This window comes from Lysobacter sp. Root916 (genome assembly GCF_001429785.1).
Lineage (GTDB): Bacteria > Pseudomonadota > Gammaproteobacteria > Xanthomonadales > Xanthomonadaceae > Lysobacter.
Genome location: NZ_LMJF01000014.1, coordinates 254435 through 271193, shown reverse-complemented (window position 1 = coordinate 271193; position 16759 = coordinate 254435). Strand labels below are relative to the sequence as shown.

Below are 16759 nucleotides of genomic sequence, written 5' to 3'. Positions count from 1 at the left end.
CTGTACTTTCTGTCTGTTTGTGCCTTCTGTGGGAGCGGCGTAAGCCGCGATGAGCGCCGGCCACGACGCAATCGGCGATCCCGGCGTACTGGAGCCATCGCGGCTTACGCCGCTCCCACAGGAAGCGGAAAGCGGGGCGCGTCGTGGCGCGGGCGCCGCGATGGCAAGCGCGCCGCCCCCGCGTATCCTTGCGCGCGTGACCGCGCCCGTCTTCCCCATCGATTCCCTGCTGCCGCAGATACGCGACAGTCTGGCCGCGCATCCGCGCCTGGTGCTGGAGGCGCCACCGGGCGCCGGCAAGACCACCCAGGTGCCGCCGGCGTTGCTGGACGCGCCCTGGCTGCAGGGCCGCAAGATCGTGATGCTGGAACCGCGCCGGGTCGCGGCGCGCGCGGCCGCGCAGTTCATGGCGCGCCAGCGCGGCGAGGCCGCCGGCGAGACCGTGGGCTACCGCATCCGCTTCGAGAACCAGATTTCCGCGCGCACCCGCATCGAGGTCGTCACCGAGGGCATCCTCACCCGCATGATCCAGGACGATCCGACCCTGGACGGCGTGGGCGCGCTGCTGTTCGACGAATTCCACGAACGTCATCTGGCCGCCGACCTCGGCCTGGCCCTGGCCCTGGACGTGCAGGCCGCGCTGCGCGAGGACCTGCGCATCGTGGTGATGTCGGCGACCCTGGACGGCGAACGCCTGGCCCAGTTCCTGGACGCGCCGCGCCTGAGCAGCGCCGGCCGCAGCTATCCGGTGAACATCGCCCACCATCCCGCGCGCCGCGACGAGAAACTCGAACACCAGACCCGGCGCGCGGTCGAGCAGGCCCTGGGCCAGCACCCCGGCGACGTGCTGGTGTTCCTGCCCGGCCAGCGCGAGATCGCGCGCGTCGACGCCGCGCTGCAGACCAGCGAGACGCTGCGCGGCGTCGATGTGCTGGCCCTGCACGGCGAACTGCCGGTCGAACAACAGTCGCGCGTGTTGCAGCCCGATCCCGACGGCCGCCGCCGGGTGGTGCTGGCCACCAACGTCGCCGAATCCAGCGTGACCCTGCCCGGCGTGCGCGTGGTGATCGATGCCGGCCTGGCGCGCGAGCCGCGCTACGACCCCAACAGCGGTTTCGCGCGCCTGGACGTGGTCGCGATCGCGCAGGCCTCGGCCGACCAGCGCGCCGGTCGCGCCGGCCGCGTCGCCGAAGGCTGGGCCTATCGTCTGTGGCCGGAATCGCAGCGCCTGGAACCGCAGCGCCGGCCCGAGATCGCCCAGGTCGAACTGGCCGGACTGGCCTTGGAGCTGGCTGCGTGGGGCGATGCCTCGTTGCGTTTCCTCGACGCGCCGCCGGGCGGCGCCCTGGCCGCCGCGCGCGAACTGCTGCAGCGCCTGGGCGCGCTCGACGGCGGCGCGATCACCGCGTTCGGACGGCGTGTGCTGGCGCTGGGCACGCATCCGCGTCTGGCCGCGATGTTGCTGGCGCCCAGCGATGCGAACGAACGCGCCCTGGCTTGCGATCTGGCCGCGCTGATCGAAGCGCGCGATCCGCTGCGCAGCGGCGGCGATGCGCTGGCCGCGCGCTGGCAGGCGCTGGCCGCGTTCCGCGCCGGGCGCGCGCCGGCCGAGGCCTCGCGTTCGGCGCTGGCCGCGCTGGATCAGGCCAGCAAGCAATGGCGCCGGCGCCTGCGTCTGGACCGCGCGCCGCCGTCGCAGGTGCCGTCGCACGCGCTCGGCGACCTGCTGCTGCACGCCTTCCCCGACCGCATCGCGCGTCAACACCCCAGCGATCCCTACCGCTATCAGCTCGCCAACGGCCGCAGCGCGCGCTTGTTCGACGACAGCGCGGTGTACGGCGAACGTTGGCTGGTGATCAGCGAACTGCGCGACGACGCGCGCGACGCGCGCGTGCTGCGCGCCGCGCCGCTGGACGAGTCACGTCTGGAACGCGAATTCCCGCAGCGCTTCGTCAGCGAGGACCGGGTGGTCTGGGACGCCAACGCGCGCGCGATCGCGGCGGTGCGCGAGCGCCGCTACGACCGCATCGTGATCGACAGCCGCCCGCTCGCGCGGCCGGATCCGTCGCGCTACGCCGATGCGTTGGTCGATGCGGTGCGTCAGCTCGGCCTGGACGCCTTGCCCTGGACCGAATCGCTCAGCCAATGGCGCGCGCGCGTGCGCAGCTTGCGCGCCTGGCTGCCGGAACTGGCCGGCGAGCAGGGCCTGCCGGACCTGTCCGACGCCGCGCTCATGGCCGATCTGGACGACTGGCTGAAGCCGGCCCTGTCCGGCAAGACCCGCCTGGACGCGCTCAGCGAAAGCGAACTCGGCGACGCCCTGCGCTCGCGCCTGGACTGGTCGTTGCGCCAGCGCATCGACGCGCTCGCGCCGACCCGCATCGTCGTGCCCTCGGGCATGGAGCGCCGCATCGACTATGCCTACGAAGAGGAAGGCGGCGCCGCCGCGCCGGTGCTGGCGGTCAAGCTGCAGGAGCTGTTCGGCCTGGCCGACACGCCGCGCGTCGCCGACGGTCGGGTGCCGCTGACGCTGCATCTGCTGTCGCCCGCGGGCCGGCCTTTGCAGGTCACTCAGGACTTGAAGGGCTTCTGGGAGCGCACCTATCCGGAAGTGAAGAAGGAAATGAAGGGCCGCTATCCCAAGCACCCCTGGCCCGACGATCCCTGGACCGCGACGGCGACCCATCGCGCCAAGCCGCGCGGGACCTAGGGCGGTACGCGCACGCCGCCGCGCCGCGGCGGCTGCTAGGGCTCGGACGCATCGCCTACACTGCTCTGGTTCCCGCTACCGTCCTTCGCCGCGCATGAGCGCCAGCCCCGCCGACCTCCCCGAGTTCCTGCCGTTCAAGCTCGACCTGGTCGGTCGTCGCGTGCTGTGGCTGCGCTTGAACGCGCAACAACGCGCGCAGGCCGCCTTCCTCGACGATCGCGCCTTGCCGGCGAATGCCGAGGGCGGTTGGATGCCGCTGGACTCGTTGCCGCCCGCGCTCGCGCAGGGCGGTCCCCAGGCCGATGCGATCTTCCACATCGGCCATTGCGGCTCGACCCTGCTCAGTCGCGTACTCAGCGCCTGGCCGCAGGTGCAGGGCCTGCGCGAACCGCTGCCGTTGCGCACGCTGGCCGAAGCCTGGCCGCAACTCGGCCGGCCCGATTCGCGCCTGTCCGACACTGAAGCGCCGCAGTTGCTGCGCGCGCTGTGGGGCAACTGGAGCCGCGCGCTGCCGCCGCAGACACGCAGCGTGATCAAGGCCACCAGCGGCTGCAACGGCCTGATCGCGCCGCTGTTGAACGCTTGCGGCGACGCGCGCGCGGTGCTGCTGGACATGCCCTTGCGTCCGTACCTGGCGACCTTGCTGAAATCGCCGGCCTCGGTGCTCGACGCCGCCAGCGCCGCCGGCGAACGCCTGCGCGATCTGCAGGCGCGCGGGCACGCCGCCGATGCGGCGCTGCACGCCTTGTCGTTGCCGCAGCAATGCGCGATGGGCTGGCTGGCCGAGCGCGTGCGCTTCGCCGCGCATGCGGGCGGCGAACACGCCGCGCGCGTGCTGCGCCTGGATTTCGAAACCTTGCTCACCCAGCCCGAAGCCAGCTTGCAGCGTCTGGCGACGCATCTGAGTCTGGACCCGCAGGGCGTGGCGCAAGCGCTGGCCTCACCGGCCTGGGGCCGTTACTCCAAAGCGCAGACCCACGATTACAGCGCGGACGACCGCGCCCACGACCTGGCGTTGGCGATGCAACGCCACGCCGACGAAATCGCCGAAGGCGTGGCCTGGGTCGACACGCTCGTGCGCCGCGAACCGGCATTGGCGGCCGTCGTCGACTGATTCGCCGCGACGGCATCGTCGCGAGCAAAGCAAATCCCCCTCAATCCCCCTTTTCCAAAGGGGGAGGAAAAGCACGGGAGGGGCGGGAAGAGCACGGGTCGTAGGATGCGGTGAGCCTTAGGCGAACCGCATCGTCGCGCTACTTTCGGTCTGCGTCGGCGTCCGCCTTGTCGCGCTTGGCGAGGACCACCACCAAGCATGCGGTCGCCGCGGCGAACAAGCCGTAGAAGAGCACGCCCAGGTCGGTATAGCGCGGGAATAGCGTGAGCGAATCGCGCAGCAGGATCAGGGCGACGATCGCCGCGAGCGCGAACACCACCGCGGCCACGCCGCGCCCGGCGCGTCCCAGCGGCCGCCACAAGGCCATGACGCCCAGCACCAGCAGCGCCGCCGCCATCACCGGCAGGCCGATCATGATCGTCATCAGACCCGACATGTCCGACGCGCAGGCGCTGGTAGGCGACAGCGCGCATGCCGTCGCCCAGGCCGCGCGCCGCCGCGCGCTCACGTATCGGCCCACATCCGGAACAGATTGGTGCGCAGCGATTCCAGCAGCACTTGCAGACGCGGGTCCGGTCCGCCGGGGAGGGCGGCGGCGATCGCGCGCGCTTCGTCCAGTTGCACCAGCAACTCGCGCTTGGACACGTCGGCGACCCAGCTCTGCAGCCAGGTGATCGCGGCCAGGCGCACGCCGCGCGTGACCGGGGTGACGCGGTGGATGGTGGTGGACGGGTAGAGGATGGCGCTGCCGGCGTCGAGCTTGTAGGTCAGGTGCTGGGCGCCGAGTTCGATCATGAGCTCGCCGCCGTCGTACTCGCCCGGCGGGTTGAGAAAGATGGTGCACGACAGGTCGCTGCGCAGCGGCGGCGTGGACGGGAACAAGGCCTCGTCCACGTGCCAGCCGTAGTTCATGCCCGGCTCGTAGCGCACCACCGTGGTCCGCGCCATTTGCTTGGGGTGGGCGTAGGTGCGCACATCGGGGTGGCGCATGAAGGCGTCGCGCGCGATCTGGGCGATGCGCGCGTTGGCCGGGTCCTCCTGCGGCGCCTGCAGGTTCTGCTTAACCGTGGAGTCGGGATTGGTGACGCGGCCGTCGCCGAAGCGCACCTGCGGCAGCAGCTCGCGCACCGCCTGCAGTTCGGCGGCGTTGAGCACGTTGGGCAGCACTCGGATCATGGCGGCTCGCGTCGGGTCGGTCCCGGATCGGGCGATCGGGTGCGGCCATGATCGGCATTCAGCCCCGAGCGGGCAATACGCGACCCCGATCACGCGATTTCAACGATCCGCGATGGAGACTGGCGCTCGCATTCCAGCCCCAGGATCGGATCCGATGAGCAAGCTCAATACGCTGCCCGAACGCGCCATGGAACTCGTCGCCACGGTCGGCGAGAGTCTCAAACAGGTCCCCGGCAGTGCCGGCAAGCTGCTCGAAGCGGGCGTCGTGCTGGGCGCGGTCAAGACCGGCGCGCGCGTGGCCGGCGGTTTCGTGCGCCGCAACCCGGCGATCGCGGTGGCCGCGGTGGCCGGCGCCGGCCTGCTGTGGCTGGCCGCCCGCCATCGCGCCAAGCAGAACCGCGCCGACGCGCCGATCGAAGGCAGCGCCAAGCGCATCGACGCGCGCCGCGCCGACGGCAGCACCCGCCGCCGCCGCGCTCGGACGACCGACGAAGGCACCGCCAGCGAGTAAGGCCCGGTCCGGATCGCCCGAGGCCGCCGCTACGGCGCCTCGGGCAGCTCCACCACGAAACGCGCGCCGCCCTGGCGGCGGTCCTCGTACCAGAGCTGGCCGCCGAAGTTGGCCACGATCTGGCGCGCCAGCGACAAACCCAGCCCGCTGGACAGGCCGTCGTCGACGCTGTCCTCGTGCAGGCGCACGAACGGCTTGAACAGTTCGCGCTGACGCCCGGGCGCGATGCCGGGGCCGCGGTCGGCCACGATCAACTGCCAGAACCCCGGCGCGCCCGGACGCGCGGCCAGCAGCAACTCGCTGCCGGGCGCGTACTTCATGGCGTTGGTGACCAGGTTTTCGCTGACCTGACGCAGCACGCGCGGGTCGATCGCGACCTCGGCCGTGCCCGGCGGCGGCGCCACCTCGATGCGGATGCCGCGCGCGTCCAACTGCATCTCGTAGCGGTGCACCAGCCATTCCAGGGTCTGGCCCAGGTCGGCGCGCTCGTCGCCGCTGGCCGCGCGCTTGCCGGCGCTGCTGCTTTCCAGGTAGTGACGGATGTAGCCCAGGGCATCGTCCGCGCTCTCGTGGATCATCTGCAGGTAGCGCGGCACGCGCTCGGGCTTGCAGCCGCCGCTGCGCAGCAGGTCGCTGGCGAACAACACGCTGGTGAGCGGATTCTTGAGGTCGTGCGCGACCAGGTTGACCAGCTCCTCGCGCTCGCGCGCGACCCGTTCCAGGCGGTCGCGGGTCAGCTTGAGGCCGACGTGGGCGTTGACCCGCGCCAGCAGTTCCTCGGGCAGGAAGGGCTTGGTGACGTAGTCGACCACGCCGGCGTCGAAGGCGCGCAGCAGCAGGTCGCGGTCGTGGGCCGCGGTCACGAACACCACCGGCACCTTCAACGGCGCCTGCGCACGCAGCGCCTGCATGACCTCGAACCCGTCCATGCCCGGCATCATCACGTCGAGCAGGATCAGATCGGGTTCGGATTCGGCGTAACGCGCGAGCGCTTCGTCGCCGCTGGAGGCCGGAATCACTTCGTAGCCCTGGCGCTGCAGCAGGGTGCCGACCACGCGCAGATTGGCGGCCTGGTCGTCGACCACCAGAATCCGGCCCATGGACGTCGTGGCGATGGTCATACGTCCGGTGTCGCTCCCCAAGGCCTGTGTGGCTGGCGCCAGGTCCGGCAAGAGGTGGGCATCGCGGTCCGGAACCGGCGAGCTTTGCGGCGAGTCCTGCCGCGCCTCTGACACGTCGTCTATGCGCATTTATGGTGGCAACTTAACAGAATATTTCGCGGCGTAGCGGCGCGTTTCCGGGGACAGTCTGAACCATTCACCGGCGTTCGCAACGTCGCCGTGGGGGGCGCTGCGGGCGGGTCCGGCGGGCGCCGTCGGCGCATCGATTTCCAGCCGCCGCCGTCCGGGTTCGCCGGCTCCGCGGCGGCCGCCCCGGCCGGCCCCAGCGCGGCGGCTATCATGGCCGGGCTCCGTCTTCGCGAACCCGCCGTGACCCCCACCCACGACCCCGCCGCGCGGCGCCTCGGCCTGAGCCTGGCCGCGGCCGGCGCGATCCTGTTTTCGGCCAAGGCGATCCTGGCCAAGCTGCAGTACCGCTACGGCATCGACGCCTTGGACGTGATGGCGCTGCGGATGTCGCTGTCGCTGCCCTTGTTCGTCCTGCTGGGCCTGCGCGAGACCCGCCGCGCCCGCACCCGCGGCGACGGCTTGAGCCGACGCGATCTGGGGATGATCGTGGTGCTGGGCGTGCTCGGCTACTACCTGTCCAGCCTGCTCGACTTCTGGGGCCTGGAGTACGTGCCGGTCTCGCTGGAACGCCTGATCCTGTTCCTCAATCCGACCTTCGTGCTGCTGATGGGCGTGTTCGCATTCGGCCGCAAGGTCGCGCGCAAGGAATGGATCGCGATGGCGGTCAGCTATGCCGGCGTGGCCCTGGTGATGGTCGAGAACCTGCGCGTGGAAGGCGATCACGTGCTGCTGGGCAGCGCGCTCGTGCTGATGGCGGCGTTCTGCTACGCGCTGTACCTGGCGATGTCGGGGCAGCTGATCCAGCGTGTGGGCTCGCTGCGCCTGGTCGCCTACGCGATGGTGGTGTCGACCGCGGCCACCCTGATCCACTACCTGATCGCGCGCGATCCCGCGCATCTGCTGCAGCTGCCCTGGCAGGTCTACGGCCTGGCCGCGGCGAACGCGCTGTTTTGCACCTTCCTGCCGGTGACCTTCACCATGGCCGCGGTCGCGCGCCTGGGCGCGGGCACGGCGGCGCAGCTGTCGGTGCTGGGTCCGGTGTCGCTGGTGTTCCTGGGCGGCTGGGTGCTGGGCGAGGCGATCACGCCGGTGCAGATCGTCGGCACCGCGGTGGTCTTGGGCGGGGTGTTGATCCTGACCCGGCCGGGCGCGAACTCGGTGCCGGTGGCGCCGCCGATGGCGGAGCGGGAGTGAGGGGCACGCGGTAGCGACGCGCGCTTCGGTGGCGACATCGCCGCACCGTCAGCGCGAATCGCGGCTTACGCCGCTCCCACAGAAAGCGCGTCGCCGCTTTGGGGTAGGAGCGGCGTAAGCCGCGACCGCGCCACCACAGACATCGCGCAAGCCCCATACCCCCTGTAGGAGCGGCGCAAGCCGCGACCGCGCCACCACAGACACCGCGCAAGCGACACGCTTTCTGTGGGAGCGGCGTAAGCCGCGATCGCGACACCCCGAATGGCGGCGAGCTTCGATCGCGCTAGAGCTCCCGCCACGCCCCCGGCGCCAACCCGTCCAGGCGATGCTCGGCGATCGCCACCCGCACCAAGCGCAAGGTCGGCAGCCCCACCGCCGCGGTCATGCGCCGCACCTGGCGATTGCGGCCTTCGCCGATGGTCAACGCCAGCCACGCATCCGGCACGGTCTTGCGAAAGCGCACCGGCGGATCGCGCGGCCACAGCGTCGGCGTGTCGATGCGTGTCGCTTGAGCGGGGCGGGTGCGGCCGTCGTTGAGGTCCACGCCCTCGCGCAGCGCGCGCAGCTGCGCCTCGGAAGGATCGCCCTCGACCTGCACCCAATAAGTCTTGCTCTGCTTATGACGCGGATCGGTGAGCCGATGCGCGAGGCCGCCGTCGTCGGTGAGCAGCAGCAGGCCTTCGCTGTCGTGATCGAGCCGCCCGGCCGCGTATACCTCCGGCGGCAAACCGAAGCCGGCCAGGGTCGGCCGCGGCGGCTGGCTGCGGTCGGTGAACTGGCAGAGCACCCCGTAAGGCTTGTTGAACGCGATCAGCATGCGCGCATGATCGCCGAGGCCGCGCCTGCCGCCAAACACCGACGGTGCAGGCGGCGGCGTCCGACACTCGGTCCCCGCCTAGCGGCGCGGGATCGGGCCCGAGCTCATCGCAGCCGCGCTCATTGCGTCCATTCGCTCACGCGCACCTGGTAGCCGAAGCTCGCGTGCTCGCGTTCGATATCGCGCGGATCGGTGCCGAGCACGCGCAGGATGTGCGGGCCGTCCAGCGTGGGCTGGTAGACCAGCATCGCGTTGCCGTGCGCGCCGCCGTCGGTGACCTGGCGCGGCGAGGTGTCGCCGACCAGTGGGCCGCGCTGGAACAGCTGCAGCGCCGGATCGACGTCCGGGCTGGCGACCTCGATCAGATAGCGCTTGCCCTTGACCAGCGGCCCGATGCGCATGTCCTGGAACAGCGTCGAGTACAGGGTGGACGGCGAATAAGCGCCTTTGAGCGGCCGCGCGGGACGCAGGCGGCCCTGATAGGTGTCGCCGATCTCGACCAGGGGCAGGCTGCTTGCCGGCACTGCCTGCGTGCGCGTCGTCGCCGGCGTGGCCTCGGCCGCGCTCTGGGTGCGCGCGCCGCGGCGCCGCACTTGCAGCGCGTAGGCAATCGAGCTGGCCGTCGTGCAATCGTCGACCTTGACGATGAGCCGGTAGGCGCCGTCTTTCTCGGCCTTGAACACCAGCGCCAGCTGTTCCTTGTCGTCGGCCTGCGCGCCGCGCTCGTTGTTGAGGCTGGCGCGGAAGTACTCGAAGCTCGGGCCGTGCACCGCCATCGACACCTCCGGCTTGGCCCCCAAGGGCCTGCCGCCGGCGAGTTTCGCGCGCTGGAACGCGTTGCCCGGGAAGTCGCCCTGGATCATCACCAGGTCGCCGCTGCGCACCCACGGCAGCACGAACTCGCGCCGGCGCATCAGCGCGCGCTGTCCGGCCTGCAGGTCCGCGCTGGCGCAGACGTCGGCGCCGGCCTTGCCGCGTTGGCGGATCGCACGCTCCATTTCCACGGCCGCTACGGCCTGGCTTTCCTCGTCCGAGGCCGAGTCCACGCTGTGCTCCAGCGCTTCCTCCACCGAGGACGGCAGCACGTCGGGCGGCAGATCTTGCGTATCGAGACGGCCTTCGTAGCGGACGTCGGGCTGCAGCGCGTACGGCAACGCGGCGGCGGCCAGATTCCGATACGGGCCCGGCAACACGTCCAGCGAACTGGTGTCGGGCTCGGTCGCTGCGACCGCGTTGTTTTCCGCGCCCGGTACCGCTTCGACGGCCGCGACCGCGGCGGTGTCGGTCGCGGGGACTTCGGCGGTGAGCTCCGGCTCGGGCGCCGGAGGCGGTGCCGGCGCGCCCAGGGCCGCGTCGCGCAGCGAGCGCCAGTAGTCGGCGCTGCGCAGGTTGGGCATCAGTATCAGCAAGGCAACGGCGACTGCGAGCATCAATGCGACGCTCAGCCCCGCGAACAGGAGCCGCGTCGTAGTTCGTCCAGCCATCCCACCGTCCCCAACGTCCTTTCGCATGCACTGTACTGGAACGCGATTGCGTTGCGACCTGCGCACGCAGCGCGCGCCCGCGGCTTGGCCGCAAGCGCGCGCTGCGCGGTCGTCCTCAGCCCGGCTTCTTGAAGCGCAGGGTCATGCGGTCGCTTTCGCCGATCGCTTTGTACTTGGCGTCGTCGGCGGCGTCGTGCTGGTTGCTGGGCGGCAGGGTCCACACGCCCTTGGGATGGTCGGCGGTGTCCTTGGGATTGGCGTTGACCTCGCTCTTCTCGTCGAGCACGAAGCCGGCGCCCTGGGCCAGTTCGATCACCAGCGCTTCGGTGAGGTAGCCGGACTTCTTCATCGCTTCCAGATCGGTGCCGGGCTTGGCGCGGTGATCGACCACGCCGAGCACGCCGCCGGGCTTGAGCGCATCGTAGAAGGCCTTGAAGTAGGCCGGCGCGTTGCCGTCGGAGACCCAGTTATGGGCGTTGCGGAAGGTCAGCACCACGTCGGCGCCGCCGGCCGGGCCGAAATTCGGCGCCTTGGGATCGAACACGCGCACGTCGGGCTTGCCGTAGATTGCGGGGCTGTCGGCGAACTTGGCGCGCAGCGCGGTGTTGAGGCTGTAGCGGTACTTGGGCTGGTCCGGAATCGCGTCGTCCCACACCGCGGCCACGTACTGGCCGTCGTCCTTGAGGTAGGGCGCCAGCACTTCGCTGTACCAGCCGCCGCCGGGGGTGATTTCGATGACGGTCTGGCCCGGCTTCACGCCGAAGAAGCTCAGAGTCTGGGCCGGGTGGCGGTAGACGTCGCGGGCGCGGTTCTTTTCGTTGCGCCAGTCGCCGGCGAGCACGCGCTCGAAGCTGGCGGCTTTCGTGGCCGCGGCGGCTTTCGCGGCGGGTGGCTTGGCTTCGACCGACGCGGCGCCCAGGCCGAGCGCGGCGGCGATCACGGCGACCAGCAAGGGACGGTGCAGGGAGAGTGCGGTCATGCGTCGGCCTCGGAGCGGAAAGGGCGATCAGCCTAACCGCTGCCGCGTTAGCGGCCAGTGCCGGTGGTCCCGGACCCGCTCAGGTCTGCGAGTGCTTGCGCACCGGTCGCGTCAGCGCTTCGTCGCTGGGCAGGGTCTCGTGCATGCGCTGCACATAGGCCTGGGCCTGTTCGTGCACCCAGCCGCGGAACGCGAGCAGGCCGGCGTGATCGGCCGAGCGCTGCGGGTAGACCAGGTAATGGGCGTAGTCGGTGCGCAGGCGTTCTGGGCGCAGCGACACCAGCTGGCCGTTCTCGATCAGCAGGCGCGTGCGCGCCATGCGTGCCAGCGCCACGCCCATGCCTTCGACGGCGGCGCGGTGCATGGTCTCGGAATCGTCGAAATGGGCGACGTAGCGGTTGGGTTCGCGGCCGCCGTAGTGCTCGAACCAGTCGCGCCAGTGATCGGCCGGATCGCCCAGCAGCGGCCAGCGCTGCAGATCCTCCAGCGCCGGCAGCCCGCCCATGCGTTCGACCAGCTTGGGGCTGGCCACCGGGGTCAGGGTCTCGTCGAACAGGTGCTCGATCACCACGCCCGGCCAGCCGCCGTAGCCGCCGCGCAGGGCGGCGTCGACATTGGTCTCGCGCTCGAAATCGACCAGGCGCGTGCTGGACTGCAGGTTGAGCTCCAGCTGCGGATGCAGGGCCAGGAAATCGCCCAGCCGCGGCACCAGCCAGGCCGAGGCCATCGAGGCCATCAGGCTCAGGGTGAGCACGTCGTCGCGGCAGGGCGCGTAGGGGCGCAGGGCGTGGTCCAGCGCCTCCAGGTGCGGCGCGATCCGGTTCATCAGGCGCTCGCCGTCGGCGGTCAGCTTGACCCCGCGCGGACCGCGATCGAACAGGCGCCGGCCCAGGCGCTCCTCAAGTGCACGGATCTGGTGGCTCAAGGCACTCACGGTGAGGTGCATCGAGCCCGCGGCGCGGGTCAGGTTGCCGCTGCGGGCGGCCGCGGCGAAGCCCAGCAGGGCGTGCAGAGGAGGGCGGCCCATCTTGAATCCTGCTCAAGGCTGACTTGTAGAATGATCGCTTTTTCAAGGCCTAGCCTAAGCGTAACTTGCACCCTACTCAACTAGCCAGTCCATTCCGGACCGGCGCCCGTCCCGCCAGGAGCACGTCATGAGCGTCTTGAGCATCTACAAGGACCTGCTGTTCATGCAGGGGTACCTGACCGATCACCGCTTCTTCGACCCGCCCGAGGCCGTGCCGGCCGCCGACACCAAGGCGGTGGTTCCCAAGCCGATCCTGGCCGGCGTCCCCCAGGCCGCCGCCAGCTGCGGCGTCCCAGGCGCGATCGGCGCGTGCTGCTGATAGCGACGGGCCGCCTGCGCGCCCTCCCCTAGAAGGCCCGGCCCGTCCGGGCCTTCGCTTTGTGGGAGTCGCGCGGGCCTTGCTTGTGCAATATTTAGGCGTACTATGGGCTCAAACCGAGCAGGAGCCCGCCGTGTCCGCCGCCGCCTTCGACACCTTCCTCGAAACCCTACGCGAGCCCTCGCGCCCGACCCTGTCGCCGGTGCGCATGGCCCAGGCCCTGCACATGGGCGTGAGCGACCTGGCCGGGCTGGCGCGCGTGCACCGCAATACCGTCACCGGCAATCCGGAGTCGGCGCAGCTGCAAGGCGCCTTGCGCGACATCGTCAAAGTGCTGGCCGCGGCCTACCGCGTGAACGACGACCGCGAGCGCACCCTGTTCTGGTTCATCAACCACCCGATCGCCGAGTTCGGTTACCAGACCGCGGCCGATCTGGTGCGCGACGGCAAGTCCGAAGCCGTGATCCGCTACCTGGCGACGCTGGAAGGCGGCGCCACCGGATGATCCTCGCGGGGCTGGGGCCGGAGCTCCCGGCGTATCGCATGCACACCCCGCGCTGGTCGTTCCAGCCGCTCAGCGGCGCCGGCGCGGCCGTGGCCGGCGGCCGCCTCAACCGCCCCGGCATCGACGCGCTGTATCTGGCGCTGGAGCCGGACACCGCGATCGAGGAATTCCGCCAGGACGATCCGCTGGTGCGCCCCGGCACCCTGGTCGCCTACCGCGTCAGCATCGCGCGCGTGGCCGATTTCCGCGCCGGCTACGACCCCGCGCAGTGGGCGCCGCTGTGGCAGGAGCTGTCCTGCAACTGGAAGCGCCTGGCCTTCCTGGACGGGATCGAACCGCCGAGTTGGGTGATCGCCGACGACGTGCGCGCCGCCGGCCTGGCCGCGATCGTGTTCCCGTCCACCCGCCGCATCGGCGGCCTGAACCTGGTGGTGTATCCCGACCTGCTCGGCGCCGACGACCGCCTGCTGGTGCACGACCCGCGCATGGACCTGCCGATCGATCCGTCCAGCTGGCGCTGAGCGCTAGGGCAGGCGCCGGTCCAACGGATACGGCGCCACGTCGGTGTAGCGGCCGGCGACCAGCGCGGCCTGCACCTGTTGCCACCAGGCGACCTGGAAGATCTCGGGGTGCGCGTGCAGCAGCGCGCCCAGCAGGGGCGGCGCCAGGCCGAGGAAGCGCGGGAACTGCTCGGGGAACACGTCGTTGCCGGCCGCGTAGAACCAGGCCCCCGATTCCATCTCGTCTTCGTGATTGCGCGCCTCGGGCACCGCGCGGAAGCGGCAATCGGTGACCAGGCACAGCTCGTCGTAGTCGTAGAACACCGCGCGGCCGTGGCGTGAGACGCCGAAGTTCTTCAGCAGCAAGTCGCCGGGGAAGATGTTAGCCAGGGCCAGGTCCTTGATCGCCTGGCCGTAGTCGATCGCGGCGGCGCGCGCGGCCTCCAGCGGTTGCTCGCGCAGATACAGGTTCAAGGGCCGCAGCCGGCGTTCGACGTAGCACAGGTGCAACACCAGATCATCGCCGTCCTGGGTGATGCTGCCGGCGCAGGTGCTCAGCAGTTCCTCCAGCAGGTCCGGCGCGAAGCGCGCGCGCGGAAAGCGCAGGAAGCGGAACGGCTGCGCATCGACCAGGCGGCCGACGCGGTCGTGGTGGAACACCAGCGCGTACTTGGCCTCGACTTCGGTGCGCGCGATGTCCTTCGGATAGGCGAAGCGGTCGCGGATCAGTTTGAACACCAGCGCATAGCTGGGCAGGGTGAACACCGCCATCACCATGCCGCGCTCGCCGTCGGCGCGCACCAGGCGTTCGCCGGCCTGGGCCGCGAACTGGCGAAAGAAGGTGCGGTAGCGTTCGGTCTTGCCCTGCTTGGCGCGGCCGAGCACGGTGTAAAGCTCGTCGATCGGCTTGCCCGGCAGCAAGGTGCGCAGGAACACCACCGCGTCGCCGACCGTGGTGAGGTCGGCGTGGAAATAGCTGCGCGAGTAGCTGAACAACTGGACCACGTCGGCGCGCAAGGTCAGCACCGCGTCCACGCGCAGGGCGCCGCCATCGTTGACCAGGGCGATCACGCAGGGCGAGAACGCGCGTTCGCCGAACACGCGCCCGATCAGGTAGGCGCGGCGCTCGCGATAGAACACCGCGTCCAGCAGCTCGATCGCGCGCACGGGACTGGGGCCCCAATGGTGCAGATCGTCCTGCAGGCGCACCGCGATCCCGGCCGCGCAGCGTGTGCGGTGCGCGTAGGGCACCGCGAACGGATAGTCGTCCAGCACCCGCATCAGGGTTTCGGTGAGCCGGTCCTCCGACACCGCGTAGCTGTGGCGCGCGACCGGGTGGGTGATGGCGTCGGTGGGCTCGATGTCCAGGGCCACGAACTCGATCGCCGCGTCCACGCCGCGAGTCTTGAAGAAGCGCCGGGTCAGGGTGTTGAAGAAGGTCTTGTAGAGCTCGCGATCCAGCAGCGGCTCGATCTGTTCGGCATAGCGCGCGTGCACCGCCGACCACAGCGCGCGGTCGTGGGCCTGCGCGCCCAGGCGCGCGTCCAGCGCGTCGCTGGCCTCGGCCACGCAGCGGTCGTACAGGGCGATGCGCTCGACCGCGTCGTCGCGCGCGCCGTTCCAGTCGCAGGTTTCGAAACGGCCCTTGGCGCGCCGGGTGATCGCGGCGAAGCGCGCGTGGTAATCGGCGAAGGCCTCGCGGATCTGCGCGGCGACGGCGTCGGCTTCGACCAGGGCGACGGGATCGATGGGCATGCGGCCAGTGTACGGCTCACCCGGGCGGCGGCGCGCGCATCCGCGCGTGCGATTCGGAAATCCTGCGGGCGCAAACCTTACCGTCTTGAATCGCGCCGGCTTCAGCCGCCGAAGCGGGCCAGATCGAAGGCCGCCAGTTCGGGCGGTGCCTCGGCCTCGCTCATCGCCCGGGCTACGAGTTCGCCGCTGATCGCGGCCAGGGTCAGCCCCAGGTGCTGGTGGCCGAAGGCGTAGTGCAGGCGCGGGTGACGCGCGCTGCGCCCCATCGCCGGCAAGTAGTCGGGCAGGGTGGGGCGCGCGCCGAACCATTCGCTGGGCTCGCCGCGTACCGGCAGGCCGAGTTCGGCGACGTGCCGGCGCAGGCGCCGCCACTTGCCAGGGTCGGGCGGCGAGTCCACGCATGCGTATTCGACGAAACCGGCGGCGCGCAGGCCGCCGTCGAAACGGGTCACGATCATCGAGCGGTCCTCGAACACCACCGGCGGCCGATCCGGCCAGTCGTGGTCCGCCCACTGCAGGTGATAGCCGCGCTCGGCCACCAGCGGCGCATCGATGCCGACCGAGGCCATCAGGGCGCGCGAACGCGCGCCGGCGCAGACCAGCACGCGCTCGGCGCGCAGTTCCGCGCCGTCGCCGGTGCGCGCGAGCACGCCGTCGTCGTCGAAGCTCAAGGCCTCGATGCGGTCGTAGCGGCGCTCGCCGCCCATGGCGTGGTAACGGTCGTGCAACGCCGCGGCCAAGCGGCGCGGGTCGGCGATCTGGGCGGTGCCGGAAAACGCGATGCCGGCTTCGATCGGCGCGCGCAGCGACGTACGCAGAGCGTCGAGGTCGCGCGCGATCAAGGCATCGAAACGGGTGTCGCCGATATCGCTGTGCTCCCAGCTCGCGCGGCCCTGCTGCGCGCTGCGTGCGGACTCCCAGCAGACCCAATGCCCGGTTTCGCGCAGCAAGTCCGGCTGCTCCAGGGTCTGCGCGAGTCTTTGCCAGGCCGGCAGCGCTTGCGCGAGCAGGCCGCGCAAGGCCAGCCGGCCGCGTTCGTAGGAGACGGGCGTGCAGGCGCGCAGATAGCGCCAGACCCAGGGCGCGATGCTGAGCGGATCGCGCAGCGCCAGCGGCCCGCCGAAGGCGTACAGCCGCCGCGGCGCCGAGCGCAGGGTCGCGGGCGAGGCCAGCGGCTGCGCCTGTTCGGTGGCGATATGCCCGGCGTTGCCCCAGGACGCGGCCGCGCCCTCGCGATCGGGATCGGTCAGGAGCGTGCGCCAGCCGCGTTGCTGCAGGGCCAATGCGCAGGCATGGCCGATCACGCCGGCGCCGATCACGAGCACGGAAGACGAAGTTCGGCTCAAGCGCGCGGCCCGGGCGGACGAGGAGCCTCGATGCTAGGCGCGGCCGCGGCGGGCGACTACGCAAATATCCGC

Annotated in this window: 16 protein-coding genes; 7 read left to right on the top strand and 9 right to left on the bottom strand. The window is 70.9% G+C overall.

Going from position 1 to position 16759, the window contains the following annotated elements; all coding sequences use genetic code 11:
- Positions 1-196: 196 nt before the first annotated feature.
- Both hrpB and ASE35_RS16005 read left to right on the top strand, forming a co-directional pair.
- Positions 197-2710, top strand: coding sequence for an ATP-dependent helicase HrpB (gene hrpB, locus ASE35_RS16010; RefSeq protein ID WP_057164471.1), 2514 nt, complete (start codon positions 197-199; stop codon positions 2708-2710).
- 94 nt (positions 2711-2804) lie between these two features.
- A complete protein-coding gene (locus tag ASE35_RS16005) occupies positions 2805-3824 on the top strand; it encodes a hypothetical protein (protein ID WP_057164470.1) in 1020 nt (339 codons plus the stop codon).
- Between the two features lie 139 nt (positions 3825-3963).
- Here the strand turns inward: ASE35_RS16005 and ASE35_RS16000 are convergent, their stop codons facing one another.
- Complete coding sequence (locus tag ASE35_RS16000) at positions 3964-4260, bottom strand: hypothetical protein (RefSeq protein ID WP_157499141.1); 297 nt, start codon at positions 4258-4260, stop codon at positions 3964-3966.
- A 68-nt stretch (positions 4261-4328) separates the two neighbouring features.
- Positions 4329-5000: a Fe2+-dependent dioxygenase gene (locus ASE35_RS15995; RefSeq protein WP_056177488.1), complete on the bottom strand. Its 672-nt coding sequence runs from the start codon at positions 4998-5000 to the stop codon at positions 4329-4331.
- Positions 5001-5154: 154 nt separating this feature from the next.
- On the opposite strand from ASE35_RS15995, the gene ASE35_RS15990 reads away from it, so the two are divergent.
- On the top strand, positions 5155-5511 hold the full coding sequence (locus ASE35_RS15990; RefSeq protein ID WP_056177490.1) for a hypothetical protein: 357 nt from the start codon (positions 5155-5157) through the stop codon (positions 5509-5511).
- Positions 5512-5540: 29 nt separating this feature from the next.
- Here ASE35_RS15990 and ASE35_RS15985 read toward each other — a convergent pair whose 3' ends face one another.
- A complete protein-coding gene (locus ASE35_RS15985) occupies positions 5541-6632 on the bottom strand; it encodes a hybrid sensor histidine kinase/response regulator (protein WP_057161794.1) in 1092 nt (363 codons plus the stop codon).
- Between the two features lie 369 nt (positions 6633-7001).
- Here ASE35_RS15985 and ASE35_RS15980 point away from each other — a divergent pair, with 369 nt between their 5' ends.
- Positions 7002-7955, top strand: coding sequence for a DMT family transporter (locus tag ASE35_RS15980; protein ID WP_057164469.1), 954 nt, complete (start codon positions 7002-7004; stop codon positions 7953-7955).
- Between the two features lie 283 nt (positions 7956-8238).
- Here the strand turns inward: ASE35_RS15980 and ASE35_RS15975 are convergent, their stop codons facing one another.
- The 4 genes from ASE35_RS15975 to ASE35_RS15960 form a co-directional block, all read right to left on the bottom strand.
- Positions 8239-8772, bottom strand: a complete 534-nt coding sequence (locus tag ASE35_RS15975; RefSeq protein ID WP_057164468.1) for a pseudouridine synthase — start codon at positions 8770-8772, stop codon at positions 8239-8241.
- 119 nt (positions 8773-8891) lie between these two features.
- Complete coding sequence (locus ASE35_RS15970; RefSeq protein ID WP_157489514.1) at positions 8892-10202, bottom strand: hypothetical protein; 1311 nt, start codon at positions 10200-10202, stop codon at positions 8892-8894.
- Positions 10203-10371: 169 nt separating this feature from the next.
- Positions 10372-11235, bottom strand: coding sequence for a class I SAM-dependent methyltransferase (locus tag ASE35_RS15965; protein WP_057164466.1), 864 nt, complete (start codon positions 11233-11235; stop codon positions 10372-10374).
- Between the two features lie 79 nt (positions 11236-11314).
- Complete coding sequence (locus ASE35_RS15960) at positions 11315-12262, bottom strand: LysR substrate-binding domain-containing protein (RefSeq protein ID WP_057164465.1); 948 nt, start codon at positions 12260-12262, stop codon at positions 11315-11317.
- A 127-nt stretch (positions 12263-12389) separates the two neighbouring features.
- Here ASE35_RS15960 and ASE35_RS15955 point away from each other — a divergent pair, with 127 nt between their 5' ends.
- From ASE35_RS15955 to ASE35_RS15945, 3 genes are all read left to right on the top strand, one after another.
- Positions 12390-12581 (top strand): hypothetical protein, encoded by a 192-nt coding sequence (locus ASE35_RS15955; RefSeq protein WP_056177501.1) that lies wholly within the window; start codon positions 12390-12392, stop codon positions 12579-12581.
- A 133-nt stretch (positions 12582-12714) separates the two neighbouring features.
- Complete coding sequence (locus ASE35_RS15950) at positions 12715-13086, top strand: DUF2384 domain-containing protein (RefSeq protein ID WP_091637461.1); 372 nt, start codon at positions 12715-12717, stop codon at positions 13084-13086.
- 38 nt (positions 13087-13124) lie between these two features.
- Positions 13125-13607 (top strand): RES family NAD+ phosphorylase, encoded by a 483-nt coding sequence (locus ASE35_RS15945; protein WP_200943978.1) that lies wholly within the window; start codon positions 13125-13127, stop codon positions 13605-13607.
- A 3-nt stretch (positions 13608-13610) separates the two neighbouring features.
- Here ASE35_RS15945 and aceK read toward each other — a convergent pair whose 3' ends face one another.
- Positions 13611-15341 (bottom strand): bifunctional isocitrate dehydrogenase kinase/phosphatase, encoded by a 1731-nt coding sequence (gene aceK / locus ASE35_RS15940; RefSeq protein ID WP_057164464.1) that lies wholly within the window; start codon positions 15339-15341, stop codon positions 13611-13613.
- 101 nt (positions 15342-15442) lie between these two features.
- A complete protein-coding gene (locus ASE35_RS15935; RefSeq protein ID WP_200957047.1) occupies positions 15443-16666 on the bottom strand; it encodes an FAD-binding oxidoreductase in 1224 nt (407 codons plus the stop codon).
- Positions 16667-16759 lie beyond the last annotated feature (93 nt).